Origin of the sequence: Shimia litoralis, from assembly GCF_005518135.1 — a bacterium.
Classification (GTDB): domain Bacteria; phylum Pseudomonadota; class Alphaproteobacteria; order Rhodobacterales; family Rhodobacteraceae; genus Shimia_E; species Shimia_E litoralis.
Map to the genome: position 1 here is coordinate 21672 of NZ_SULI01000001.1, position 24151 is coordinate 45822.

The 24151-nt window shown below is 55.6% G+C and carries 25 protein-coding genes; 13 read left to right on the forward strand and 12 right to left on the reverse strand.

The features are described from left to right. Window positions 1–7: 7 nt before the first annotated feature. From FAP39_RS00110 to FAP39_RS00120, 3 genes are all read left to right on the forward strand, one after another. On the forward strand, window positions 8–733 hold the full coding sequence (locus FAP39_RS00110; RefSeq protein ID WP_138014334.1) for a 16S rRNA (uracil(1498)-N(3))-methyltransferase: 726 nt from the start codon (window positions 8–10) through the stop codon (window positions 731–733). A 95-nt stretch (window positions 734–828) separates the two neighbouring features. Next, window positions 829–1338: a hypothetical protein gene (locus tag FAP39_RS00115; protein WP_138014335.1), complete on the forward strand. Its 510-nt coding sequence runs from the start codon at window positions 829–831 to the stop codon at window positions 1336–1338. Between the two features lie 66 nt (window positions 1339–1404). After that, complete coding sequence (locus FAP39_RS00120; protein WP_138014336.1) at window positions 1405–2775, forward strand: glutamate--cysteine ligase; 1371 nt, start codon at window positions 1405–1407, stop codon at window positions 2773–2775. A gap of 19 nt (window positions 2776–2794) precedes the next feature. Here FAP39_RS00120 and FAP39_RS00125 read toward each other — a convergent pair whose 3' ends face one another. The 8 genes from FAP39_RS00125 to FAP39_RS00160 all read right to left on the reverse strand — a co-directional run bounded on the left by FAP39_RS00125 (window position 2795) and on the right by FAP39_RS00160 (window position 9817). Then, window positions 2795–4096, reverse strand: coding sequence for a hypothetical protein (locus FAP39_RS00125; RefSeq protein WP_138014337.1), 1302 nt, complete (start codon window positions 4094–4096; stop codon window positions 2795–2797). 135 nt (window positions 4097–4231) lie between these two features. Continuing rightward, window positions 4232–4771, reverse strand: coding sequence for a DUF805 domain-containing protein (locus FAP39_RS00130; protein WP_212743394.1), 540 nt, complete (start codon window positions 4769–4771; stop codon window positions 4232–4234). 99 nt (window positions 4772–4870) lie between these two features. After that, the gene (locus FAP39_RS00135; protein WP_171006746.1) at window positions 4871–5746 is read right to left on the reverse strand and encodes a DUF6625 family protein; all 876 of its coding nucleotides are present in this window, start codon (window positions 5744–5746) and stop codon (window positions 4871–4873) included. 5 nt (window positions 5747–5751) lie between these two features. Then, window positions 5752–6357 (reverse strand): glycerol-3-phosphate 1-O-acyltransferase PlsY, encoded by a 606-nt coding sequence (gene plsY / locus FAP39_RS00140; protein WP_138014340.1) that lies wholly within the window; start codon window positions 6355–6357, stop codon window positions 5752–5754. After that, window positions 6357–7634 carry a dihydroorotase gene (pyrC, locus tag FAP39_RS00145; RefSeq protein WP_138014341.1) on the reverse strand — a complete coding sequence of 426 codons (1278 nt, stop codon included), beginning with the start codon at window positions 7632–7634 and terminating at the stop codon, window positions 6357–6359. The genes plsY and pyrC overlap by 1 nt, the downstream gene beginning before the upstream one ends. 64 nt (window positions 7635–7698) lie before the next feature. Beyond that, the gene (locus FAP39_RS00150; protein WP_246058898.1) at window positions 7699–8139 is read right to left on the reverse strand and encodes a hypothetical protein; all 441 of its coding nucleotides are present in this window, start codon (window positions 8137–8139) and stop codon (window positions 7699–7701) included. 64 nt (window positions 8140–8203) lie between these two features. Next, window positions 8204–8767 carry a hypothetical protein gene (locus tag FAP39_RS00155; protein WP_138014342.1) on the reverse strand — a complete coding sequence of 188 codons (564 nt, stop codon included), beginning with the start codon at window positions 8765–8767 and terminating at the stop codon, window positions 8204–8206. 102 nt (window positions 8768–8869) lie between these two features. Continuing rightward, entirely contained in the window at window positions 8870–9817 is a 948-nt protein-coding gene (locus FAP39_RS00160; RefSeq protein ID WP_138014343.1) for an aspartate carbamoyltransferase catalytic subunit, read from the reverse strand. A 195-nt stretch (window positions 9818–10012) separates the two neighbouring features. Between FAP39_RS00160 and FAP39_RS00165 the strand changes: the two genes are divergently transcribed. From FAP39_RS00165 to FAP39_RS00180, 4 genes are all read left to right on the forward strand, one after another. After that, the gene (locus FAP39_RS00165) at window positions 10013–10792 is read left to right on the forward strand and encodes a uracil-DNA glycosylase (protein WP_138014344.1); all 780 of its coding nucleotides are present in this window, start codon (window positions 10013–10015) and stop codon (window positions 10790–10792) included. Then, window positions 10793–11335 (forward strand): molybdenum cofactor biosynthesis protein B, encoded by a 543-nt coding sequence (gene moaB / locus FAP39_RS00170; RefSeq protein WP_138014345.1) that lies wholly within the window; start codon window positions 10793–10795, stop codon window positions 11333–11335. Between the two features lie 89 nt (window positions 11336–11424). Continuing rightward, the gene (locus FAP39_RS00175) at window positions 11425–12882 is read left to right on the forward strand and encodes an efflux RND transporter periplasmic adaptor subunit (RefSeq protein ID WP_138014346.1); all 1458 of its coding nucleotides are present in this window, start codon (window positions 11425–11427) and stop codon (window positions 12880–12882) included. 6 nt (window positions 12883–12888) lie between these two features. Further along, window positions 12889–16275: an efflux RND transporter permease subunit gene (locus FAP39_RS00180; protein WP_425471385.1), complete on the forward strand. Its 3387-nt coding sequence runs from the start codon at window positions 12889–12891 to the stop codon at window positions 16273–16275. 16 nt (window positions 16276–16291) lie between these two features. On the opposite strand, the gene FAP39_RS00185 is transcribed toward FAP39_RS00180, so the two are convergent. Next, window positions 16292–17128: a protein-disulfide reductase DsbD domain-containing protein gene (locus FAP39_RS00185; RefSeq protein ID WP_246058887.1), complete on the reverse strand. Its 837-nt coding sequence runs from the start codon at window positions 17126–17128 to the stop codon at window positions 16292–16294. A gap of 163 nt (window positions 17129–17291) precedes the next feature. On the opposite strand from FAP39_RS00185, the gene FAP39_RS00190 reads away from it, so the two are divergent. Beyond that, entirely contained in the window at window positions 17292–17858 is a 567-nt protein-coding gene (locus tag FAP39_RS00190; protein ID WP_138014669.1) for a YqgE/AlgH family protein, read from the forward strand. 10 nt (window positions 17859–17868) lie between these two features. Here FAP39_RS00190 and FAP39_RS00195 read toward each other — a convergent pair whose 3' ends face one another. Beyond that, entirely contained in the window at window positions 17869–18846 is a 978-nt protein-coding gene (locus FAP39_RS00195; RefSeq protein WP_138014348.1) for an L-threonylcarbamoyladenylate synthase, read from the reverse strand. Between the two features lie 86 nt (window positions 18847–18932). On the opposite strand from FAP39_RS00195, the gene FAP39_RS00200 reads away from it, so the two are divergent. The 5 genes from FAP39_RS00200 to FAP39_RS00220 all read left to right on the forward strand — a co-directional run bounded on the left by FAP39_RS00200 (window position 18933) and on the right by FAP39_RS00220 (window position 23077). Then, window positions 18933–20651, forward strand: a complete 1719-nt coding sequence (locus FAP39_RS00200) for an acyl-CoA dehydrogenase (protein ID WP_138014349.1) — start codon at window positions 18933–18935, stop codon at window positions 20649–20651. Next, on the forward strand, window positions 20648–21694 hold the full coding sequence (locus tag FAP39_RS00205) for an MBL fold metallo-hydrolase (RefSeq protein ID WP_138014350.1): 1047 nt from the start codon (window positions 20648–20650) through the stop codon (window positions 21692–21694). Before FAP39_RS00200 ends, FAP39_RS00205 begins: the two co-directional genes overlap by 4 nt. A gap of 8 nt (window positions 21695–21702) precedes the next feature. Next, entirely contained in the window at window positions 21703–22161 is a 459-nt protein-coding gene (locus tag FAP39_RS00210; RefSeq protein ID WP_138014670.1) for a DUF6173 family protein, read from the forward strand. Window positions 22162–22260: 99 nt separating this feature from the next. After that, window positions 22261–22395 carry an aa3-type cytochrome c oxidase subunit IV gene (locus tag FAP39_RS00215; protein WP_138014351.1) on the forward strand — a complete coding sequence of 45 codons (135 nt, stop codon included), beginning with the start codon at window positions 22261–22263 and terminating at the stop codon, window positions 22393–22395. Between the two features lie 28 nt (window positions 22396–22423). Next, window positions 22424–23077 (forward strand): hypothetical protein, encoded by a 654-nt coding sequence (locus FAP39_RS00220; RefSeq protein WP_138014352.1) that lies wholly within the window; start codon window positions 22424–22426, stop codon window positions 23075–23077. 4 nt (window positions 23078–23081) lie between these two features. Here the strand turns inward: FAP39_RS00220 and FAP39_RS00225 are convergent, their stop codons facing one another. Together FAP39_RS00225 and FAP39_RS00230 are read right to left on the reverse strand one after the other, a co-directional pair. After that, complete coding sequence (locus FAP39_RS00225; protein WP_138014353.1) at window positions 23082–23408, reverse strand: AzlD domain-containing protein; 327 nt, start codon at window positions 23406–23408, stop codon at window positions 23082–23084. Then, window positions 23405–24118, reverse strand: coding sequence for an AzlC family ABC transporter permease (locus FAP39_RS00230; RefSeq protein WP_138014354.1), 714 nt, complete (start codon window positions 24116–24118; stop codon window positions 23405–23407). Before FAP39_RS00230 ends, FAP39_RS00225 begins: the two co-directional genes overlap by 4 nt. Window positions 24119–24151 lie beyond the last annotated feature (33 nt).

A 24151-nucleotide genomic window follows, 5' to 3' on the forward strand; every position in this document is an offset into this window, starting at 1 on the left:
GGATTCCATGAAACAGGCTAAAGTCAGATTGTATGTAGAGCACCCATTGGGGGCAGGGCAAACGGTTCCTCTGAATCGGGATCAGGCACATTACCTTTTTGGGGTGATGCGCATGGGCGCGGGGGATCCGTTGTTGTTGTTTAACGGGCAGGACGGCGAATGGCTTTGTACCGTGGCGCATGCCGGAAAACGCGGCGGAGAGCTTCTCTGCCAAGAGCAGACCAAACCCTTGCAGATGCCGCCCGACCTGTGGCTGATTTTCGCGCCGATCAAAAAGGCGCGCACGGATTTTATCGTCGAAAAAGCTGCTGAAATGGGCGCCGCGCAGATAATGCCGGTGCAGACAGAGTTTACGAACTCGGATCGTATTCGACAGGATCGGCTTCAGGCGCATGCGCTTGAGGCCGCAGAACAATGCGGCGGCACCTATGTGCCCGTCGTTCATAATTTGCAGAAACTGGATCGGCTGCTGTCTGACTGGCCACAAGATCGCCAATTGATGTTTTGCGACGAGGCCGAAGTCGGCAGCGCCAAGCGTTTGGGGGCCGCAACCGGCGACAAGTGGGCCATCTTGATTGGTCCCGAGGGCGGCTTTAGCCCCAAGGAGCGCACCCGTTTACATGCCCACCCGCAAGCGCATGTGGTGGCTTTGGGGCCGCGTATCCTGCGCGCAGATACTGCGGCTGTGGCCGCAATGACGGTTTGGCAGCAGATGTTGGGGGACTGGGCCTAAGCCGAGACTGGTTTTTGGCACGGCCCGTATCGTGCCACTGGCATTGTGATATCGGTGCCCCCATATTGATCCCAATCGCGACAGGAGATCGTCCTATGAAATTCATTCGCCCCGAAGCCCAAGCCATGTTGATGCAGTGGCGGGAAACGCTATTGGGCGGTCTGGTGATGGTGCTTGGACTGTATTGGTCAAGCGGTTTTGGCATTCTTAAATGGCTTGGCTTTGCCACGATTCCGGTGGCGATTTTGCTGATAATCATGGGGCTTCAGCGCGCACGTTTCCGTGCAGGTCAAGGCGGACCAGGCGTGGTGCAGGTTGACGAGCGGCAAATTACATATTTCGGACCTTTGAACGGCGGGGCCGTGGCGGTGGACGAGATGACAGGGTTGTCATTGGACGCCGGAAGCGTGCCACCTGTGTGGGTCTTGCGCCAACCGGGGCAACCGGACTTGCAAATCCCGGTGAATGCCGAAGGGGCGGACGCATTGTTTGATGCATTTGCTTCCCTTGAGGGCATTCGGACCGAGCACATGCTGGCACAGCTAAAAGCCAAACCAGATCACCCTGTCGTGATTTGGGGCAAAGCTGCCGCTCGGTTGCATTGACACCATGCGCATTTGCGAGCACCACTGAGTTCACAAGAACATCCAGAACGATCGGAGACCTTTGCGATGTCTATTCCTCAATCCGGCGGCGGGCCGATCGAACATTATTCTCAGCTGACAGAGTATTTGTCGTCTGGCTGTAAGCCGCGTGCGGATTGGCGCATCGGAACCGAACACGAAAAGTTCGGGTATTGCAAAGACACCCATAAACCATTGCCCTTTGAGGGCGAGCGTTCGATTTTGGCGGTGCTCCAAGGGCTCAGAGACGGCCACGGCTGGTCCCCCGTCGAAGAAGCCGGCAAGCTGATCGGCCTTGAGAAAAACGGGGCAAATGTGTCGCTTGAACCGGGTGGACAGCTTGAGTTGTCGGGCGCGCCACTGGAATCGATTCACGAAACATGTGACGAAGTGAACGCCCATCTGAAAGACGTCAAAGATATTGCGGACAAGATTGGCGTTGGTTTCATCGGGTTGGGGGCCGCTCCGATCTGGAGCCATGACGACATGCCTCTCATGCCCAAAGGCCGCTACAAGCTGATGGACAGCTATATGCAAAAAGTCGGCACCATGGGACAATCCATGATGCGCCGCACCTGTACGGTTCAGGTGAATCTCGATTTCGAAACCGAGGCGGATATGGTCAAAAAGCTGCGTGTTGCTTTGGCGCTTCAGCCCGTTGCGACAGCTCTTTTTGCGAACTCGCCGTTCTTTGACGGGCAGGCCAATGGTCACAAGTCGTGGCGCTCGCGCGTGTGGCGTGATCTGGATGCGTCGCGCACCGGAATGTTGCCATTTGTGTTCGAAGACGGCTTTGGCTTTGAGCGCTGGGTCGAATACGCACTCGATGTGCCGATGTATTTTGTCTATCGCGATGGGGCCTATATCGATGCGCTTGGCATGTCTTTCCGTGATTTTCTCAAGGGTGAGCTGCCGGCATTGCCAGGGGAAACACCCACGCTGAGCGATTGGGCTGATCATCTGACAACAGCCTTTCCAGAAGCACGGATCAAAAAGTATATGGAAATGCGCGGCGCTGATGGCGGCCCTTGGCGACGCCTGTGCGCCCTGCCAGCATTTTGGGTCGGGTTGATGTATGACCAAAACTCTTTGGATGCCGCTTGGGATCTTGTCAAAGGATGGGATTCAGAAACCCGCGAAATGCTGCGTGTCTCTGCCAGTGTTGAGGGGCTTCAGGCACAGGCCGGATCTGTGAAATTGCATGATTTGGCCAAAGAAGTTGTCGCCCTGTCGCATGCGGGTCTCAAGGCGCGGGCAAAACCGGGGGCAGGGGGGCTTGTGCCCGATGAAACCCATTTTCTGAATGCGCTGCACGAAAGCATTGAGACCGGCAAAGTTCCTGCGGATGAATTGCTGGATCATTATCACGGTGATTGGGGTGGAAATCTGGATCGGATTTACGACGATTTCAGCTATTGATATGACCTTTGCACCGAGCCTAATTCATGGGCTCGGTGCAAAATACGGTCTGTGTGACGGTGCTGCGCAGACATTGGGTCGCTCCGATGCGGTCGGCAAATGAACCTAGGGCGTCTGCCTGATGCCCATCAAGATGATAGCTCTCTCCGCAGCATCTTTGAAATTCAAAATCAGGGTTCGCGACCACCACGGTTTCGGTACTGGACGGCCAGACATATGTTGAAATGATTTGCCGACGTAAGTCGTTGTTGATGTTGACGCGCTCGGTCACTCGACACGGTTCGCGTGTGACAAGCTTCTGATCCGCGAAGAGTGCGCAGATGGCTGTACGTTCATACCGCTGAGGTTCAAAGGTCATGGCAACCGAGTTGAGCGATGTGGCAAGCTGTGCCAGTTTGGTGTCGGGCAGATAGAACATCGCGGGAAACAGGACGCTGTCCTCTATGTGGTCATAATCGACCAAGTCAAACAGGTCGCGCGCTCTACGATAGGAAATATCGCAGGTTGTCATGCCAGCATCGTCAAAAGAAAAGCTTACACTTCCTTGAATGGTGCCATTTTCTTCGGTGACCACGGCGCGCGCATTCGTGCCGTATTGCATGCCACCCGTCACAACATGACATGCATTCGCGATGTGAAATTTGGTAAAGGTCGTGGGCTCTTGGATGCCGTGTACTCTGATCGTCCAGTCCACCGCGCGTTGTACTGTGTCAATCAGGTATAGTGTGTCTGGATCTGTACGAAGCAAAGTGCTGAGGTTTTCCTGAGACATGGCCAAGGTTGTGGAAACCGACACCAACTCTGCGATCTCAAGAACAGATTTGGAATACGCGGCTTGCAATCCGTCTTGTGACGAGAGAGCCTCTTGCGGGGCCAGATCGGGCGCATGAAAACCAAGGCGGGCCGTGGCGTGCATATGGCGATCGGGAACGCGGCCAATGCCCCCTTCGATAAAGCGGTGCCCTGACAAAAAGGCGATGCCGCAGGCCGAGAGGCAGGCTGTGTCCGGTTGTAGGGCTGTGCCAAAGTCGATCGGACTTCGGGCAAACCGCAGGGCCTCGACAAATGATCCTTCGATGCTGTCCAGACACAGACGCGGTGGCCAATATGGCAATGCATCGTCTTGTGGTTGCTGCAGCAAGCCCAGAAAGATATCAAAGTCGCCGTCTTGGATGGGACCCGACAGCATATGTGTGCACTGCATGTCCCCCGAGCGTTCGGCCCAGATTTTCGCAGCATATGCTGGGCTCGCAACACATACGGCCCCGACGAGGGCCATCACCCATAAAGTACAGGACGTCCAGATCTGCTTGCCCATCATCAATGGCACCTTTCAGAGTTTCCGGACCCTAGCAGGGAACCCCAGATATGGGAACGTGTTGCAAATCATCCGGTGCAAAAAGCAGCCACCAGGGCTGCTTTTCCTAACGTGCGGGACCCCTTGCTGGTTGTGCACCTACTGGGCAGACAGAACACGCGTTTTATAGTATTCCTTGATCTCGGCTTTGCGGGCTTCAACGGTACCTGCGTCTGGTTCATCATGCAAATGATCCAGAATTGCATAGGCCTGCATCGGGTCCCTTTTCCCGTTCGCTTTGCCAGACCATTGACCTGCCTTGCGATACGGGGTGCCGTGAATGTTGTCGTCAGGCATGGACGGCAGGATCATGAACACCAACAGAATAAGGGGGCCAACGAATGGGATAAGCACGATAAACCACCAAAACCCCGAACGCCCAGTGTCATGCAGACGGCGGATCGTCACCATGAGTGATGGGATGAACGTCACAAGGCTGACCAAGAATGACGTATATTCTAACGGGTTCAACGGGGGGGCGTCGGTATGCATTAACATGCGGACGTCGGCCCAGATACTTGCCAATAGCACCAATTGCTGCGCCAGCATCCACCACCAATATTCGGAACGCGGGGCACGTCCGGTAAACTTGAAATATTTGAAAATGACGGATTCGATCGCTGCAATAGGACCCATCATGGGAAAACTCCTCATACTGAATACACACGCACTGTCCCATGCAATCTTGGCGGGAACATGTCCGAAACTGTGCGATCATATGAAATCAGCGGCGGATGATCAGATTCTGGCCGACAAAGCATGGATTCCCAACGGCGAGATTGTGAACCCGTTGGCACAGGCCGTTTGCCAATCTGTGTGCAGGATGTGATCCAGATTTTGCCACGGTGCTGCGGCACCATCCCTGCGGTACTGACCGGATCGCCAGTTCATAAAATGGAGATATGCAAATTGCCGATCCCCATCAGCGGTGTTGCGCAACACGCCATCCTTCCAGACCCATTCAGACGGGTGTTGGGGGACATCATCAATCCAGTTATAGTGACCTTCGGGCGTGCTGTACCATTCGCTCCAGAGGACCCGATATCGCGGAAATAGGCGCCACCACTTGTTTGGAATCCACCGCCCGAAGCGGCGTTCGTCAAATCCTGTGTGGTCCGGCGAGGCAATGTCCTTGCGCCATCCGGGCACTGTGCGAAAGGCGCGCCTAAGTTTTTTTGTGTTTTTAAACAGCGACATGTGACCGGACTGAAGCGCGGCATGGCTTGAGATAACGTCGTAGCTCGCGAGGCGCTCAGATGACAGCTCGACCGATAGATCACCATAGATCACATCAAGATCCGTATAGCCAAAATGTGTGCAAGAGGTGAGGGTGGGTTCGAACATCTCTCCGATCATCGGGCGGTAATCGCAAATTTTATAGGCTGAGTTCGCGGTAAGGTCTAACCCCGACACCTCTGCCGCGCGATCCACAAAATCCTGAAGCGACATCGACAGAAACTGACAATTGGGTGGCGCATTTTCTGGCGGAGGTTGATCTGTGGGAAATATCCACGTGATGCCCGGATTATACCGGATACTTTCCATATGCAGGTTGATCCATTCCGGCCACGGTCCAAACCACGGCGAAAATAATACAACCGAATGGGCCATCATGCAGCCTACTTCTTGCCGATTTTTGGTTCGGTACCAGCGCGCAATCTAGAGATGTTTTCCCGGTGTCTCCAAAAGACCAACAAGGTGATCAAAACACCCAATACAAAGCTGGTGCCTTGGTCGAGGACGATCATCCAAAAGGTTGAGCTTGACGCGGCAACCAGTGCCGAGAGAGAGGAAATTCGAGAAATCAACGCGGTCACGAGCCATGTCAGGCAACATGCCACGCCAACCGGCCAAGCCAAGGCCAGCAACAGGCCCAAAAAGGTGGCAACGCCTTTCCCACCTTTGAACCCAAGCCAAACGGGGTAACAATGACCCACAAAGGCCATAAGCCCAGCAACTTGTGCCACATCCTCGCCAGCGAACGCCCGCGCAATCAACACCGCTATCGCGCCTTTCCCGCCATCCAGGATCAGGGTTGCGGCCGCGGCAAATTTGTTGCCGGTGCGCAAAACATTGGTCGCGCCGATATTGCCCGATCCGATTTCACGCAGGTTACCAAGGCCCATCAGCTTGGTGATGACCATGCCAAACGGGATAGACCCCAATCCATAGCCCAATACGGCCCAGATCAGCAGACCCAGAAAGGAATGTTCAATTACAGGCATCAGGGTCTCCGGTATACGGCTTCGCCAGCCACAAAAGTTGCCAGCACCTTACCTTGCATGCGCTGTCCGTCAAATGGCGTGTTTTTGGATTTGCTGCGCAGCTTAAAGCGATCCATGACAAATGGGGCGTCTGCATCAAACAAAATCAGATCGGCCGGTGCTCCGACCGACAGGCGGCCACTTTCAAGCCCAAGCCGCTTGGCTGGGTTCAGGGCCATGGCGCGAAACAGCTCTGGCAAGGTCAGATATTCATTGTGATACAGTCGCAACGCTGCGGGTAGCAGGGTTTCAAGCGCGACTGCGCCGCTTGCGGCCTCTTCAAAGGGCAAGCGTTTGCTTTCCTCGTCCTGAGGGGTGTGCATCGAGCTGATGGTGTCAATCAGTCCGGACTTCACAGCGTCGATGATGGCCATGCGGTCCTCTTCTGATCTGAGCGGCGGCTTGATCTTGAAGAACGTTCTATAGTCTGCAACATCAAGCTCATTCAGTGTCAGATGGTGAATGGATGTGCCTGCCGTGATGTCAAAACCGTTCTTTTTGGCGCGCTCCAATGCAGGCAAGGCGCGTGCCGTGGTGATTTGATCTGCGTGATATTTGACGCCCGTCATTTCCACCAGCGCGATATCACGATCCAGACCCATACGTTCGGCCATAGGCGATACCGCAGGCAGCCCACGCAGCGATGCAAATTTTCCGCTTGTGACAGCCGCACCTTTGGACAGCGTGGGTTCTTGCGGGTGTGCAATGACCAGCGCCCCCAAGGAGCGGGCATAGGTCAACGCGCGTGAAAACACCTTGGTGTCGGCAATTACATGATCGCAATCGGTAAAGGCAATGGCACCCGCATCCATCAAGAAGCCGATCTCGGTCATTTCACGACCCGCGCGCCCTTTGGTCAGAGCGGCCATCGAGACCACGTTGACCGGGGCCGCCTCGTTGGCGCGGCGCGTTACAAACTCGAGTGTTTCTGGGTTGTCAATTGTGGGTGTCGTGTCTGGGCGCGTGACCATCGTCGTGACACCGCCTGCGGCCGCTGCTTGACCGGCACTTTTATAGCTTTCTTTGTGACGCTCGCCGGGTTCACAGACTTTCACACCGATATCAACGATACCAGGAGCCAGACATTTACCTGCGCATTCGATCACCGTGACATCATCGTGCACTGTGATATCCGGTCCGACGGCGATGATTTTGCCGTCTTCTACCAGAACACCCCCAAGGCTGTCCGTGCCGGTTTCGGGATCAATCAAACGCGCGTTTGTGAAAAATATGCTCATCTTGTCTGGTCCTTACCGTCTTGCGTCTGCGGTGATGTCTGATCTCTTGGGCTCTGTCTGCCAGTCACACCTGACCGCCCAATTGCGCCGCCGTGATTTGGCGAATAGTTTCGTCTTTGTCGACTTGATATTTAATCAGGTGCTTGTCACCTGTCGACGTCACGACCTGAACCATTGTCCCCAACGTATTCAGTTTTTTTATTTCTCCCAACCGGATCACGCGATCCATCGGGCCCAACAAGCGTTGATTTGTCAGGTCCCATCGCACCGACAGCTCTTCGGACATCATATAGAACCCGCGGACGGCCACTGCGGCAAGGCCGCCAATTGCACCAGTCCAGACAAAGGCGTTTCCAAGCGCATACAGGATCAACATGCCGCCAGCCATCGCCAGAACGGCCATCCATGTATTGCTGCGCACATAGGTCGCGCGATCGGCGCGAAAGCTAACCAAAACGGTTTCACCCTCGGCAAGGGGCGTGTTGGGGATCATCTGAGTGGTCATCGTCACGTCAGTTCCTTTGATGTGTGTCGTTTGGGGCCAAAGTTGGGTCTGGGATGGTCCAAGGTCATTTGAGCACCCCAAATACAAGAATGCCAAGCAAGATCGCGAGCACAGGTAGCGCAAGAAGTGCCCAAAGCAACGTTAAATGCGGGTTCGAAGAGTTTGGAACAGGGGGCGATATCATCTCTTTCGCGGCTTTACTGGGCAGGGGCGTAAATGCCACCTTGCTGCGTTCTTCCTGATAGAGACCTACATACTCTAGCGCGCGAGCAGGTTTCAGCACCGCAGGTTCATCGCCAAAGGCCCCGGAGTAGACAATCAATACAGGCCCGGTCAGGGCCGAGAGCCGAGACACATCGGGGGCAATATCGTCTTTGGACACGCCGTTGCCTTGCACCAGATATCCCGCCAACCCCAAGGTTTCCAAATCATCGATGTCAAAGATTTCGATAAAGTCTTCGTCTAACCAGTCCAAGCCCAAGAGATGCGCAACGGCGGCGCCTGTCGAAGGGGCATCGCCTTTGGGGTCTTGCAGGCTGGTCACGTCTGAAGGGGGCAGTTCCAAGGTGAAAACACGTATGCAGCCCCGTTCGGCCGCGGCCACCCGAAGTGCATTCGTTTGGGTCATCCTGCGACCCAGATCACAAGGCCGACCATCGCAAACATCACAATCAATGCCACCATCGCGACCATGCCGCTTTTGCGCGGATCTTTTGGATCTTCCATTGCCTTAGACCTCTACTGTGGGGTTGGCGCGCAAATTCTGTGCCAGCAAATCCATGGCAGCCATACGCACGGCCACACCCATTTCGACCTGTTCCTGAATCACCGATCGGTTGATGTCATCGGCGATTTCGCCGTCGATTTCGACGCCGCGATTCATCGGGCCGGGGTGCATGACGATGGCGTCATCTTTGGCGTGTGCCAATTTATCCGCATCCAGCCCATACCGATGGTAATATTCGCGCTCGGATGGGATAAATCCGCCGTCCATGCGTTCTTTTTGCAATCTCAGCATCATGACCACATCCACGTCTTTAAGGCCCTGTTCCATGTCTTCGTACACTTCGACGCCAAAGGCGCTGATTTCAGACGGCATCAGGGTCGGGGGACCAATCAAACGAATGCGATTTTCCATTTTCCCAAGCAGGATGATATTGGACCGTGCGACGCGGCTGTGGGCGATATCCCCACAGATGGCGATGTTCAGGCGATGCAGGCGACCCTTGGCGCGGCGAATTGTGAGCGCATCAAGCAGCGCCTGTGTCGGGTGTTCGTGACGCCCGTCCCCCGCATTCAGGACTGCGCAGTTGACCTTTTGTGCCAACAGGTCCACCGCCCCGGAATGTGGGTGGCGCACAACAAGCAAATCCGGATGCATCGCATTCAATGTCATGGCGGTGTCAATCAGGGTTTCGCCCTTTTTGATGGAACTGGCTTGCATGGCCATATTCATCACATCCGCACCAAGGCGTTTTCCTGCCAACTCGAAGCTGGCCTGTGTGCGGGTCGAGTTTTCGAAAAACATATTGATCTGTGTCAGGCCCGCCAAGGCATCCGAATGTTTGACATCGCGGCGGTTCAGATCGACATATTGATCCGCCAGATCCAGCAATGTGGTGATCTCGTCTGGTCTTAGGCTCTCGATGCCCAAAAGGTGCTTGTGACTAAACCCCATGGTGCGCTCTCCTGTCGTGGTCGTCTTGCTTATAGAAAGGGGACCCGTGGTCGGCAAGCTCTGCGGGGTGTTGGACCTTGGGAAAAAGGTGGGCGGAGAATTCGCCGCAGGTTGGGTTCGGGTGGTATTGGTCAAACAGGGTGGTCGGTGGCATTGGCGGTTTTCCCTTCTATTCAGACAGGATAGGCTGCGAGCATGGAATCGGCACTGGATTATCATACGGCACGGGCTCTGCTGGAGTGGCAGATAGAACTTGGTGCGACCGAGGCGATGCTTGATGCCCCCGTGAACCGCTATGATGTGCCTGACAAACCAGCACGTGCTAAACCGGCTGTGGCGGCTGAAGCTGTTGCGCCGCCTCCCCCCAAGGTTGACCCAGTTCAGGCCGCACGGGATTTAGCAGCACGTGCCAACGATTTGGACAGCTTGCAACAGGCTATGCAATCCTTTGAAATGTGCGATCTGAAACGTGGGGCGCGTAGCCTTGTGTTTTCCGACGGAAACCCAGCAGCGCGCGTCATGATCATCGGAGAAGCCCCAGGTCGGGACGAAGATCGCGCAGGCAAGCCGTTTGTGGGGCGTGCGGGCCATCTTTTGGATCGGATGTTTGCCGGCATTGATATGGGGCGCGCTGCGTCTTTGTCAGCCAAATCTATCTATATCACCAATGTGTTGCCGTGGCGGCCGCCGCAAAATCGCGATCCAAAGGCGCATGAGATTGCGATGATGGTGCCGTTTCTGCAGCGGCATGTGGAGATCGTCGCCCCCGAGGTTATTGTCGTGATGGGAAATATCGCCTGCGAGGCGGTTCTGGGCAAACGGTCTATTACCCGTTTGCGGGGGCAGTGGGACCAAGCCTTTGGCAAGCCGGTCTTGCCGATGTGTCATCCTGCCTATTTGCTGCGGCAATCCCACGCCAAGCGCGATGCTTGGGCCGATTTGTTGAGCCTTCAAGCGAAATTGAGAGAGATTTAAATGGCCCGTATCGACGAGAGCAAAGACTTTATCCCAGTGCGCATCGCTGTGTTGACGGTGTCAGATACGCGGGGGCTGGATCAGGATAAATCCGGCGATACCTTGGTGGCGCGCATTCAAGATGGGGGGCATGTGCTGGCCGATCGGATGATCTTGCGCGACGAACGCACGGAAATCGCGGATCAATTGCGCGCATGGTGTGCAAACCCCGACATTGATGTGATTATTTCCACCGGTGGAACCGGCTTGACTGGGCGGGATGTGACCGTCGAGGCCCACCGCGATGTTTATGAAAAGGAAATCGAGGCCTTTGCGACGGTCTTTACGATGATCTCGTTTCAGAAAATCGGGACATCCGCCGTGCAAAGCCGCGCGACAGGTGGCGTGGCACAAGGCACGTATCTTTTTGCGCTGCCGGGAAGTACCGGCGCGTGCAAAGACGCATGGGACGATATTTTGCAATACCAATTGGATTATCGACATCAGCCTTGCAACTTTGTCGAAATCTTTCCCAGACTTGACGAACATTTGCGACGGAAGTGATCTATTCCTACGTTGGGACGTATATATTCTAAGCAAGCAGTGCCCCTCTCTATCTGTTTTGGGGCACGCGAGCAGGAGGCCGTTTAAGAATGCGATTTTTGCGACAAAGCCTGACCGGGCTGTTTTTGACGGCAATCACCGTTGGCCTGCTGCTGTTTGCAGCCAATATGATCCGCGGTGCGATTGAACAGCGTTTGGCCAATGAAAATGGTCGTCCGACAAGCCGTGAACGGGTGTTTGCAGTGAACGTGATACAGGCTGTGTCGGAAACGATTGCGCCCGAGCTGATTGCTTTTGGTCAAATCCAAAGCCGCAGAAGTCTCGAGGTGCGTGCCAAAGCGAGCGGCAGCGTCGTGCATTTGGCGGAAAACTTTCTTGATGGGGGCAATGTCACCGCTGGGCAAGTCCTGTTGCAAGTCGACCCCGCACGCGCCGAATATGCTTTGGAACGGGTGTCAAATGACATTCAGGATGCGCAGGCTGAATCTCGGGATGCCACCCGGACGCTGGAATTGGCGCATGACGAACTCAAAGCCGCGAGCGATCAGGTGGCCTTGCGTCAAAAGGCCCTTGCCCGACAGCTTGATCTTCAGAAACGCGAGGTTGGCACCACTGCGGCTGTCGAAGTCGCAGAATTGGCCGTGGCAGCGGCCCAGCAGGCGGAGCTCTCGCGCCGTCAATCCTTGACGCAGGCACAAGCGCGCATTGAACAAGCTGCAACGCGCATTGAACGTGCGCGGATCGCACAGGACGAGGCGAAACGAAATCTCGCAGATACGACATTGCATGCGACCTTTTCGGGCACTTTGTCAGATGTCGCGGTGGTCCAAGGCGGGTTGGTGTCGCTCAATGAACGCTTGGCGACCTTGATTGACGGCGATGCTCTGGAAGTGGTGTTTCGGGTGTCCACGTCGCAGTATGCGCGGTTGCTAGATGAACAGGGCGGTTTGATGTCGTCAGAGGTGCGTGCCACACTTGAGGTGCTTGGGTTAGATCTGAGTTCAACCGGCGTGATTACCCGCGACGGCGCCGCGGTGGGCGAAGGTCAGACAGGGCGCCGCATCTTCGCACGCTTGGACCAGACCCGAGGTCTTAAACCCGGTGATTTTGTGACGGTGCGTGTTCAGGAAAAATCGCTTGAGAACGTCGTACGCTTACCCGCGTCGGCACTGGATGCCACGAACCGTGTTTTACTGGTGACCGAGGATGATCGGCTGGAAAGCCTGACGGTCGATTTGCTGAGGCGTCAAGATGATATGGTTCTGGTGCGGGGTGCTGGGCTCGTCGGGCGCAAGGTGGTGACCCGCCGTACCCCGCTCTTGGGGGCTGGGATTCAAGTCAAGCCCCTAGAGGCCTCAGGAGAAACGGTGCTGCCTGAAAACGATCTGGTGGCGCTGAGCGCTGAGCGGCGGGCAGAACTGATTGCCTTTGTGAATAGCAGGTCGGGCCTGCCAGAAGAGATCAAGCAGAACATCTTGGAGAAACTGGGCCAAGAACAGGTACCGGCGAAACTTGTGGATCGTTTGCAAAGCCGGATGGGGGGCTAGGCCGTGATGCGGGATGTGTCGCAAAAGGCCGGGGGCGTTCTGTCGTATTTCACGCGCCATGCCACAGCCGCCAACCTGCTGCTAGTGATCCTTGTCGTGGCCGGACTTATCGCTGGTCCACGCATGCGGGCGCAATTTTTTCCAGATGTAGTTGTTGATAACGTCACGGTTTCGGTCGTGTGGGAAGGCGCGGGCGCTGCCGATGTGGATGCGGCCATTGTTCAGGTGTTGGAACCGGTTCTTTTGGTGGTGGAAGGTGTCGAAAGCACGGAATCCCGGTCCACAGAAGGGCGCGCCAGTATCACGATGGACTTTGATCCGGGGTGGGATATGGCGCGTGCAGCAGATGACGTGCAGAGCGCTGTGGATACGATTACGTCGCTGCCTGACGATGCCGAAGACCCTACCGTGCGCCGCGGCGTCTGGCGGGACCGGGTGACGGACATCATTATCACAGGTCCTGTCGAAAGTGCTCAGCTTGGCCGTTATGCTGACGAGTTGATCGTGCGCCTGTTTGCCGAGGGCGTCACGCGGACGACAATCAGAGGTCTTGCTGCGCCGGAAACGGTTGTCGAGGTTTCTGTTGTTGATCTGATGACGCACGACATCAGTATCGCACAAATTGCTGAAGCCATTGCCCAAGAGGTGGACGCAGACCCCGCCGGGGACGTCGACGGTGCCAACACAAGGGTGCGCACGGGGGTTGAAAAACGGGCGCCGGACCAAATTGCGGGCGTGGTGTTGCGTTCAAACGCGGATGGCTCAAAGCTAACTGTTGGGGATGTGGCGGATATCCGGATTGATGGCGTAGATCGCAATTGGTCGTATTTTGTGGGGCAAAATCCGGCAATGTCGATCCGTGTTGATCGCACCGAAAAAGGGGATGCCATCGAAATTCAGCATCAAGTAGAAGATGTTGTCGCCCAAATACAGCCAACCTTGCCGCAAGGTATTACCGTTGAATTGATCCGCACGCGGGCCGCTGCCATCACAAGCCGATTGAATTTGCTGTTGGATAACGGGCTTGTGGGATTGTTCCTTGTTGTGACGTTGTTGTTCCTGTTTTTGAATGCGCGTACGGCCTTGTGGGTGGCTGCCGGTATTCCCGTGGCGATGTTGGCCACAATTGCGCTGATGTTCGCCTTTGGAATCACGATCAATATGATTTCATTGTTTGCGTTGATCATTACGCTGGGCATTGTCGTGGATGATGCCATCGTGGTGGGGGAACATGCTGATTTTCGGGTAAGGCGCTTGGGCGAAGCCCCACTGGTGGCGGCCGAGAATGCGGCGCGTCGCATGGCGATGCCGGTGTTTTCTGCGACGTTGACCACAGTGATCGCCTTTTTCGGCCTGACTGCAATTAGCGGCCGGTTCGGTGATTTGATTTCGGATATTCCGTTTACAGTTATCATGGTGCTGTTGGCATCCTTGGTCGAATGCTTCTTGATCCTGCCCAACCATATGGCGCATGCCTTGGCACATTCCGCCAAGGACCACTGGTATGATTGGCCCAGTCGCATCGTCAATCGCGGGTTTCGCAGGTTTCGCGATCAGGCCTTTCGCCCGTTTATGCGCCTGATCATTTGGGCACGCTATCCCGTCTTGGCGCTTGCACTACTGACCTTTGCGAGCCAAGCGGCGTTATTCGTGAGTGGGGATATCAAGTGGCGGTTTTTCAATGGGCCAGAGCGATCTTCGATCACGGGTAATTTTGCGATGCTGCCGAGCGCTTCGCGTGCAGACACCTTGGCAATGATGCGCGAAGTTCAGCGGGCCACCGAAGAAGTGGCCGCCGAGTACACGCAAAAACACGGCACGCACCCGCTTGAGTATGTGATCGCCCAAATCGGCGGCAACGCAGGCTATGGGATGATAGGTGGGGACACCAAAGATCCAGATCAGCTTGGCGGGATTTCCATCGAGTTGATTGATGCTGATTTACGGCCCTACTCGACATTTGCCTTTGTCGCAGACTTGCAAGATGCGGTGCGCCAGCACCCGTTGACTGAAACGGTCAGTTTTCGCGGAGGGCGATCAGGCCCGGGTGGCGATGCCTTGGATGTGCGTTTTTATGGGGCAGAAGCGGAAACGCTCAAGCTGGCTGCAGAAGCGCTTAAGACGGCTCTGATGGTCTATCCAGAAGTCTCTGCCGTCGAAGACAGTTTGTCTTATGACAAAGAAGAACTCATTCTTGAGTTAACCCCGCAAGGGCGTGCACTTGGGTTCTCCATTGACGAGTTGGGGCGCGTGTTGCGCCATCGGCTGAATGGGCTAGAAGCAGCAACATTTCCGGATGGGCCGCGCAGTGCCTCGATACGGGTGCAATTGCCTGTAGGTGAGCTAAATGCTGACTTTCTTGAGGCGAGCCGGATGCGCACGCCTGACGGTGCCTATGTGACGCTTGCGGATATTGTCAGTGTCAAACGTCGCACAGGATTTTCCACGGTACGCCGCGAAAACGGCCTGCGATTGATCAACGTCACGGGGGACATCAACGAAGACGATCCCGCGCGTGCCGAAGAAATTTCGAATGCGTTAGAACGTGAAATTTTGCCCGATATTGCGAGCGAAAAGCAGGTTGAATGGGAGATGGCCGGGTTGTCAGAGGATTCAGATGAGTTTCTGGCAGATGCCCGTATCGGCATGATCTTGACCCTGACGGGCATCTATCTGGTGTTGGCATGGGTGTTCTCAAGCTGGACCCGGCCATTGGTTGTGATGGCGATTATCCCTTTTGGGTTGGTCGGAACAATTTACGGCCACAATGCCTATGGTGTGCCCCTGTCCATGTTTACAGTTGTTGGGTTGCTTGGCCTGACGGGAATTATTATCAATGATTCCATTGTGTTGGTGTCGACGATTGACGAGTACGCGGCAGATCGCGGGCTGATTCCATCCATCATCGATGGTGCCGCAGATCGTTTACGGCCCGTCTTTTTGACGACGGCAACAACTGTGCTGGGTCTTGCGCCATTATTGAACGAACCCTCGCGGCAAGCTCAGTTTTTAAAGCCGACAGTCATAACCTTGGTCTATGGTCTTGGTTTTGGCTTGGTGCTTGTCTTGCTTGTGGTGCCCACTCTGATTGCGGTTCAATCCGACGTGGCGCGCCAGATCACTGCGCTGAAAAACGCGCTGCGCATTCGTGCCGTGCGTGGGCTTGTCTGGGCAAGTTCAGGTCTTTTGGCGGTTTGGTTGGGGCTGACGCTGGGGTGGGCGGTTGTGACGGGCGCGGCGCATCCAATCCTTGTGCCCGTATTACCTGTCTTGGACGGTGCGGGTCTGTTCATGGTGCTGATTGTATTTGCTCTCGGCGGGATATGTATCAGCGTGGTGGCATATATCTTTGGTGCGGTACGAATTATGTGGGCACGTCGCGCCGAAAATTAGGCCAAACAACAAGTAGTTAACCGGCTTCGCATCCGTGAATGTCGACAGCGTGTGAGGTCCCCAAGACCGTGATACGCATCGCCGAGCGATCCAGCATGAACCCCTTGCCATCCACATGCACCATTTGCGTCCGAGCGGTCAGGGTGCCGCCGTTGCGAGACGTCGCGGCTTCGGCGACCCAGACGCGCGGGTCGTTGGTTTCAATAACAGCAACCTCTTCGCCACCCGCGCTGGGCATTTTGACTTTGACCAAGACATCCAGCCCGTCTTTGGCTGGCGAAATGCGGCAAGTCACCTGTTTGACCTTGGCCTCTTTCTCGGAATACGGACGGTCGGCCAGCGCCGCAGCGATGCGCCCGTCACGTTTGGTCTGTTCAGCCCCTAGATCTCCCGTCACTGTCAGCCGCTGCGGCACACAGATGTCGCGGCAAACTCCGATATCCATACGCGACTTAAGCCTGATAGGTTTGCTGGGGTCGTTCGGGGTAATGGTGACCGGGAGGATGACTTCGTCGTGATACCCGATTGAGCGCATGCCGTTTTGATCCATGACATCGGGTGTGGGCCAAGCGATCTGGATGTCGCGGATATTTTTAGATCCGCGCCAAACGAAAGTCGGGGGAATGCCAGCGTCGCCGGGAGCGCGCCAATATGTTTTCCATCCTGGATTTAGAGAAATGCGGATCGCGGCTGTGTGCTGTCCATTTTCGGCACGCCACCCCTCCAGCACATCCGCTTGCACAACCAAATCATAAGATTGCGCGCTTGCAGGTGCGTTTTGCCCAGCGACAAAGGTTGCGCAGAACGCCAGAAGGATCAGAATACGTGTCATCATGGGCCATGTTTGGGGCATTTGCGCGGACTTGCCAATTCACTTTCAGGCGAGAAAACTGTGACCTCTTGTAACACACTGCATGATTTGACTGCGATCAGGGCTTGCGCGATGTGGCTGTCGGGCACATCTTTGGGGGAACGACCCAATTCAGCTAGCCAAGGAGTCTCTCTTGAGCCACGACATGGACGCACCGCTTGAACTGACGGGCAAAATGCTGATTGCGATGCCGGGGATGGCAGACCCTAGGTTTGCAAATGCTGTTATCTTTATGTGTGCATATTCCGAAGATGGGGCGATGGGGTTGATTGTGAATAAACCGATCCAAGAGGTTCCGATCAAAGACCTGATGGCGCAGCTGTCCATTAAGGTCTCTGCGTCATTGGATGACACGTCGCTCTACTTTGGGGGGCCAGTTGAACATGGCCGTGGATTTGTGTTGCACACCCCAGAGTATTGCTCTGATTTGTCGTCGATGAAGGTGAATGCGTCATTTTCGATGACTGCGACACTTGATATTCTGGAAGACATTGCCGCGGGGACCGGACCTCAGGCCGCGATCGTGGCATTGGGGTATAGCGGCTGGGGGCCGGGACAACTTGAAAACGAGATCGCCCAAAACGGGTGGTTGATCTGCGAAGCTAGACCACAGTTGGTTTTCGCGGCGTCCGATGATGAGAAATGGCAAGCCGCGCTCAAAACGATTGGCGTGGACCCTCTGACATTGTCGGCAACGGCAGGCCGCGCATGATCTCAGCAGGTTAGGGGCGCGGGGCGGCTGCTCTGCGCAAGCGGTCGTTGATGGCGCGCCCAAGCCCATGATCTGGTATCGGGCTGATAGCGATTGATTTTGTGTCCATTTTGTCCATCAAATGCAGCATCTGAAACAAATTGGACGCGGCTTCGACAAGATCGCCAGCCGCTGACAGGTTCAACGTGGCATCGACGTTTCCAAAGCCCAACAGGATCTCGCCAGAGTGCAGGTCCGTCGCATTCAGGCGTATTTGCGCACTTGGGGCATAGTGCGACGTCATTTGACCGGGGGCAATCAAGGGGTCCGCATCCTGATGGTGGGGCACAGCACCCCCAAGAGCAGCCTCGATGATTTCATTTGGCAGACCACCCGGGCGTAGCAACATAGGTTCTCCCAACAGGCCGACAATTGTGGATTCCACCCCCACATCACAGCTGCCACCATCGACGATGGCCTCGATCCGCCCGTCAAGCCCTTGGGCCACATGTGCAGCGGTTGTGGGGCTGATTTTTCCGGATGGATTGGCCGACGGGGCGGCCACGGGACCGCCGAATGTTGACAACAGGGCGCGTGCCACAGGATGCGCCGGCATGCGAATGGCCAAAGATGGCAAATCTGCGGTCACCAACGGCGAGAGACCGCTATTGGGTTTGATCGGCAATACCAAGGTCAAAGGCCCCGGCCAGAATGCCGCCGCAAGGCGATCTGCTTCTTCTGACCAGTCGACATAGGTCTTGGCCTGTGCAATCGAGGCCACATGCACTATGAGCGGGTTAAATCGTGGCCGGCCTTTGGCCTCGAAAATGCGTGCCACGGCCACGTCGTTGCGCGCATCGGCGCCCAAGCCGTATACGGTTTCTGTCGGGAACGCGACCAGCCCGCCGTCTGCCAGTATCGTGCTGGCACGGTCGTAACCGGTTTGATCTGATTTGAGTCTGGCGGTTTCCACGGTGATCTTCTGGTGACGCTGCGTTCTTCTTTGCATGGGACCAAACGTACACTTACGCTGGCCTATAAAGCTGCATACAAGCACGTGAACTTAATGCCAAGCCGCAACATCAGGAGAGTGACATGCCATTTCGTGCGCCCGTTTCCGACTATCAGTTTTTGTTTGAACACGTGGTCGACCTTGCCCAAGTCACGCGAACCGAAAGATTTGCCGAGGCTGACAACGACGTCACAGACGCGATCCTGACCGAGGCCGGCCGGATGTGCGAAGACATCATGGCACCTGTGCAACGGAATGGCGATTTGCATCCGGCCGTCTTGGAAAATGGGGTGGTGCGCACATCGCCTGGATTTGCCGACGCCTACCAAAAAATCGCCGAAGGGGGCTGGATCGGTGTCGGTGCGGACCCCGAATTTGGGGGTATGGGGCTGCCGCATACCATTACAACGGCGGTCAACGAAATGATGAGCGCGGCTTGCCTGTCGCTGCAGCTGAATCCGCTGATGACGCAAGGCCAGATCGAAGCGCTTGAGCACCATGCCTCGGACGACATCAAATCGGTGTACCTTCCCAAGCTGATTTCCGGCGAATGGTCGGGCACGATGAACCTGACAGAGCCTGCTGCAGGATCAGATGTGGGGGCCTTGAGATCCAAGGCTGAAGCCAATGATGACGGGTCATATGCAGTCACCGGCCAGAAGATTTTCATCAGCTGGGGGGACAACGACTTTACCGACAACGTGTGCCATTTGGTTCTGGCACGTTTGCCAGATGGTAAACCTGGCACCAAAGGCATCAGTCTGTTTATCGTGCCGCGTCATATCCCGGATGACGCAGGCAACCCCGGCGTGGCGAACAGCCTTCGGGTGGTGAGCCTTGAGCACAAAATGGGCCTGCATGGCAGCCCGACCGCTGTGATGGAATTTGACGGCGCCAAAGGATGGCTTATCGGAGAACCTCATGACGGGATGCGGGCCATGTTCACCATGATGAACAATGCGCGTCTTGGGGTCGGATGTCAGGGCATTGGCGCTGCAGAAGGCGCGTATCAGTATGCGCTGGCCTATGCCCAAGATCGCAAACAGGGGCGTACGCCCGTGGGCGATGGCACCGGTTCTATTGTCGACCATGCAGATGTGCGTCGGATGTTGGCCACAATGAAGGCCGAAATTTTTGCTGCGCGCGCGATTGCCCTGTCTTGTGCAGTTGCAATCGATATGAGCACTGCGACAGATGATACCGAAGCCAAGGCGCGTGCGGCCTATCTGACGCCAATCGCCAAGGCGTTTGGAACGGATACCGGCATCGCCGTGAGCGAAATGGGTGTGCAAGTCCATGGGGGTATGGGTTTCATCGAAGAAACCGGCGCTGCGCAGTATTCCCGCGATGTGCGTGTGACCGCGATCTATGAAGGTACAAATGGCATTCAGGCCATGGATTTAGTGGCCCGAAAATTGATGGATGGCGGTGAAGCTGCATATCGGCTTTTGGATGAAATTGAAGAAAACGCAGAAATCGCGCGATCCACGATGCCAGAACTTGCCGAACCCGTGTGGGAAGCCACAGAAACCTTGCGTGAGACCACCGAGTGGCTGGTTGCCCAAAAGGATTTGAACGAACGTTTTGCTGGGGCCGTGCCTTTCTTGAAAGGGTTTGCCCGAGTCCTTGGCGCGCATTTCCACCTGCGCGCCGCCATGGGAGAAGGCATGTATGGCCCGCGGACCAAGCTGGCGCGGTTCTATATCACCAGAATGCTGCCTGAGCATGTCGGGCTATTGGCGCATGCGGTGCGCGGAGCGGCGGACCTTTATGCCCTGAGCGAAGAGGATTTGAGTGTATGAGCAGCCCCGTTCCAGAAGGCATTCGCTATCCTTGGGAGACGCCGCCAGCCGAAGGTGAAGCCATTGAGGTCGCGAAAGGCGTGCTTTGGATGCGTCTGCCTTTGCCCATGATGTTGGACCATGTGAATGTGTACGCATTGGACGAAGGTGACAGCTGGACCATCATTGATACCGGGTTCTCGTCCAAACGAAGCAAGGCTGTTTGGGCGACGTTGCTTGCTGGGCCGCTGGCCGGAAAACCCGTCAGTCGTGTGATCGTCACGCACCATCACCCCGATCACATCGGACTGGCAGGGTGGTTTCAATCCGAGCATGGCGCCGAGCTCTGGACCACCCGCACGGCTTGGCTGTTTGGGCGGATGCTTCAGCTCGACGAGCAAGCCATCCCGACACAAGAAACGCTGAATTTCTACCGTTCTGCAGGTATGGATGAAGATGTGTTTAACCAGCGTGCCAGTGAGCGCCCCTTTAACTTTTCGGATGTGGTTGACCCGCTGCCGCTGGGGTTTCGCCGCATCAAAGAGGGCGATGTCGTACGAATCGGTGGTCGCGATTGGGATGTACATATTGGTAACGGTCACGCACCAGAGCACGCCACGTTTTGGTCTCGGGATGACAATCTCGTGATTTCGGGCGACCAGATATTGCCCTCGATCAGCTCAAATATTGGTGTGTATGCGACCGAGCCCGAGGCTGATCCGGTTGGGGACTGGCTTGAGGCTTGCGAGCGATTGTCCCAATACGCAAAACCCGATCATCTGGTGCTTGGCGGGCATAAGCTGCCGTTTACGGGGCTGAAAACCCGTATGCGCCAATTGATTGACAACCATCACGGTGCTCTGGATCGGCTTGTTGACCACCTCGCGACACCGCAGACAGCAGGCGATTGTTTTCCGCCGCTGTTCAAACGTAAAATTGAAGGGTCGGCATATGGGCTTGCTTTGGTCGAAGCGATTGCTCACTTGAACCATCTGTATCATGTTGGGTCTGTAACACGGACCAAACGTAAAGATGGGGCATGGCTTTGGCAGAACAAAGAATGACAACGATGATGGGCGACACAATCGAAACGTCAGCAGAGGCCGCAGAAGCTGCTGCCTTGCCACGACGCCACGAGGTGCATTCAGACCCGAATGTCGAGCCCTGCAATGATATTCCGGCATCCGTGGCAAAAAAGCCGGTGGGCCAGAAAAGCCCGGCAGAATGGGCCTATGAAAGACTGATTCTTTATATTCAGAATTTCGAAGAGCAGTTGGACAACGAACACGAAGTTGCGATGGGCTTTACCGGTGGCGATGCCGGGGTTTTGCGTATCGAAGGGATGGGGTTCTTTGATCCAGATATTGTGACCTTTTATGGGTCAGACGCGGGCGGGGCCAAAACACAGCTGGTTCAGCACGTCAGCCAACTAAATGTTATGCTGCGAGCGTTGCCTAAGGAGGTTGAACAAGAGGCTCCAAACCGGATCGGGTTCCGCCTTGCGGCTGATCTTGGGGGCAGTTCGACATAAAATTCGGGAAATTTGGCCATCCTGTGCGCGATTGACGTGGTGACAGGCTGGCACAAATCCTTTATTCAGCGAAAAAACGATACTCGAAGGAAACGCGACATGGCTGATTATAAACATGGGTCAATGGACATTGATGTTCAGGAAAAAACCTTTGCTGGCTTTATCAAGGCATCGACATGGGTTGCAGGTGGCTCAATCGCCATTCTGATCTTTATGGCGATTGTAAACGGCTAAGCCGACATCCCAGTTAGAGGGTATTCCAATGATTCGAGCAGTGCGCCTGAGTGCGGCCCTGATGGTTGCGGTTGCCTTGGCAGCGTGTTCGGTGAACAAGGATTACGCGTCTGATGAAGACATTCGGCGTGTGGCGTATTCAAGCAAAAGTACGCCCAGCCTGACACTTTATACCATGGTCAGCAATGACACGGGGCAGGGTGCCCACACGTCTTTGCTGATCAATGCGTCCCAGCGCGTAGCGTGGGATCCAGCCGGGAGCTTTCGGGCCGAAGGCATTGTCGCACGTGACGACGTGATTTATGGCATGACCCCCAAAATGGTGGACTACTATACGCGGTTCCATGCGCGCCAAACGTATCACGTGATCATTCAAAAGCTGGACGTTAGCCCCGAAGTGGCCGAGCTGGCACTTCAGCGCGCTGTCGGGTTCGGGGCAGTGCCTCAAGCCCACTGCGCACGCAGCACATCAGATTTGCTAGGTAGCTTGCCGGGTTTTGAAGATATCTCGACGACATTTTATCCGCTCAAACTCTATGAAGCGTTCGCGGAATATGGCCCAACCCGCCAAGAATTGTTCGAATATGACGCAGACGATAAATCCAAGGTTCTTGCGGAGTATAACGAGGAGCTCGTGGCCGAGCAGCGTGCAAAAAACCTTGAGAAAAAGAAGGCCAACTAGGTCGCTAGCCGATCAAGTATAGGCCGAGGTAAAGCGTTGCGGCCCCGCCAAAAATCGCCAACAGCACATTCTTAAAGAAATACCCAAGCACCAGCGTCACAATGGCGGCACTTGTGCGTGCCGGATCCATGTGGCCGCCCGTCGCCGCAGGCCACACGATCAAAGGCGCGACCAATCCGGGCAACACCGCAACCGCAGTGTATCGCAGGTGGCGCAATACCCACGGCGGCAGGTTCTTGTCGCCAATAATACCGGTAAAGACAAACCGCAGACCAAAGCTGCCAAGTCCAAGACCAATGATCACAATCCACAATTCGACACGGTCAATCATCGCTGCGCTCTCCGTTCGGTCCACAGCTCAATTTGTGCGCCTGTGATCATGCCGCCGATGCCTGCAATCATCAGCCCGAGGTTATAGGGCACCCATGCAAAGCCAATTGCAAAGGTGACCGACACCGCTGCAGCGGCCATATGCGCCGGTGTTCGCAGCATTGGGCCGATCATCGCCAGAAAGGTGATTGGAACTGCAAAGTCGAGTGCAAATGCGGGGGGGATGGATTGTCCCACCATTGCCCCAACCAAGGTAAAGAAATACCAGTTCGGGCAGACAGGGGTGATCACACCAAAGAAATACGCCATGCGTTCGGGCACGGTCAGGGTCGGTTTGTTTTCATATTCGATAATCGACAACGCATAAGCTTGGTCGACCGTGAAATATGCGGCGATGGCGCGTTGCCACATTGGCGCAGCACCGATGTATGGCGTCAGAGACGCCGAATACATCGCCATTCGCAGGTTTACAGCCAAGGCGGACGCCAGCACGACAATGGTCGGAGCGTTTTCACTCATCAATTGTAGGGCGGTGAACTGAGCGGCCCCGGCGATGACAACGATGGTGAAGGCCATGGTTTCAAACACATTTAGGCCTGCCTCGGTTGCGACAACACCAAACAGCAATGCAAACGGGCTTACGACCAAAATAAACGGGGTGCCGTCGCGAACGCCCTTCCAATAGGCGGATTTAGTGCTGGAGGGTGCCATGGCTTGTCCGTAGATTACTGGAATATACCCTTG

Bases quoted from the DNA above. Each gene is read 5' to 3' on its own strand.
- FAP39_RS00110 (WP_138014334.1), top strand. From the start codon at position 8: ATGAAACAGGCTAAAGTCAGATTGTATGTAGAGCACCCATTGGGGGCA.
- FAP39_RS00115 (WP_138014335.1), top strand. From the start codon at position 829: ATGAAATTCATTCGCCCCGAAGCCCAAGCCATGTTGATGCAGTGGCGG.
- FAP39_RS00120 (WP_138014336.1), top strand. From the start codon at position 1,405: ATGTCTATTCCTCAATCCGGCGGCGGGCCGATCGAACATTATTCTCAG.
- FAP39_RS00125 (WP_138014337.1), bottom strand. From the start codon at position 4,096: ATGATGGGCAAGCAGATCTGGACGTCCTGTACTTTATGGGTGATGGCC.
- FAP39_RS00130 (WP_212743394.1), bottom strand. From the start codon at position 4,771: ATGATGGGTCCTATTGCAGCGATCGAATCCGTCATTTTCAAATATTTC.
- FAP39_RS00135 (WP_171006746.1), bottom strand. From the start codon at position 5,746: ATGATGGCCCATTCGGTTGTATTATTTTCGCCGTGGTTTGGACCGTGG.
- plsY (WP_138014340.1), bottom strand. From the start codon at position 6,357: ATGCCTGTAATTGAACATTCCTTTCTGGGTCTGCTGATCTGGGCCGTA.
- pyrC (WP_138014341.1), bottom strand. From the start codon at position 7,634: ATGAGCATATTTTTCACAAACGCGCGTTTGATTGATCCCGAAACCGGC.
- FAP39_RS00150 (WP_246058898.1), bottom strand. From the start codon at position 8,139: ATGACCACTCAGATGATCCCCAACACGCCCCTTGCCGAGGGTGAAACC.
- FAP39_RS00155 (WP_138014342.1), bottom strand. From the start codon at position 8,767: ATGACCCAAACGAATGCACTTCGGGTGGCCGCGGCCGAACGGGGCTGC.
- FAP39_RS00160 (WP_138014343.1), bottom strand. From the start codon at position 9,817: ATGGGGTTTAGTCACAAGCACCTTTTGGGCATCGAGAGCCTAAGACCA.
- FAP39_RS00165 (WP_138014344.1), top strand. From the start codon at position 10,013: ATGGAATCGGCACTGGATTATCATACGGCACGGGCTCTGCTGGAGTGG.
- moaB (WP_138014345.1), top strand. From the start codon at position 10,793: ATGGCCCGTATCGACGAGAGCAAAGACTTTATCCCAGTGCGCATCGCT.
- FAP39_RS00175 (WP_138014346.1), top strand. From the start codon at position 11,425: ATGCGATTTTTGCGACAAAGCCTGACCGGGCTGTTTTTGACGGCAATC.
- FAP39_RS00180 (WP_425471385.1), top strand. From the start codon at position 12,889: ATGCGGGATGTGTCGCAAAAGGCCGGGGGCGTTCTGTCGTATTTCACG.
- FAP39_RS00185 (WP_246058887.1), bottom strand. From the start codon at position 17,128: ATGCCCCAAACATGGCCCATGATGACACGTATTCTGATCCTTCTGGCG.
- FAP39_RS00190 (WP_138014669.1), top strand. From the start codon at position 17,292: ATGGACGCACCGCTTGAACTGACGGGCAAAATGCTGATTGCGATGCCG.
- FAP39_RS00195 (WP_138014348.1), bottom strand. From the start codon at position 18,846: ATGCAAAGAAGAACGCAGCGTCACCAGAAGATCACCGTGGAAACCGCC.
- FAP39_RS00200 (WP_138014349.1), top strand. From the start codon at position 18,933: ATGCCATTTCGTGCGCCCGTTTCCGACTATCAGTTTTTGTTTGAACAC.
- FAP39_RS00205 (WP_138014350.1), top strand. From the start codon at position 20,648: ATGAGCAGCCCCGTTCCAGAAGGCATTCGCTATCCTTGGGAGACGCCG.
- FAP39_RS00210 (WP_138014670.1), top strand. From the start codon at position 21,703: ATGGGCGACACAATCGAAACGTCAGCAGAGGCCGCAGAAGCTGCTGCC.
- FAP39_RS00215 (WP_138014351.1), top strand. From the start codon at position 22,261: ATGGCTGATTATAAACATGGGTCAATGGACATTGATGTTCAGGAAAAA.
- FAP39_RS00220 (WP_138014352.1), top strand. From the start codon at position 22,424: ATGATTCGAGCAGTGCGCCTGAGTGCGGCCCTGATGGTTGCGGTTGCC.
- FAP39_RS00225 (WP_138014353.1), bottom strand. From the start codon at position 23,408: ATGATTGACCGTGTCGAATTGTGGATTGTGATCATTGGTCTTGGACTT.
- FAP39_RS00230 (WP_138014354.1), bottom strand. From the start codon at position 24,118: ATGGCACCCTCCAGCACTAAATCCGCCTATTGGAAGGGCGTTCGCGAC.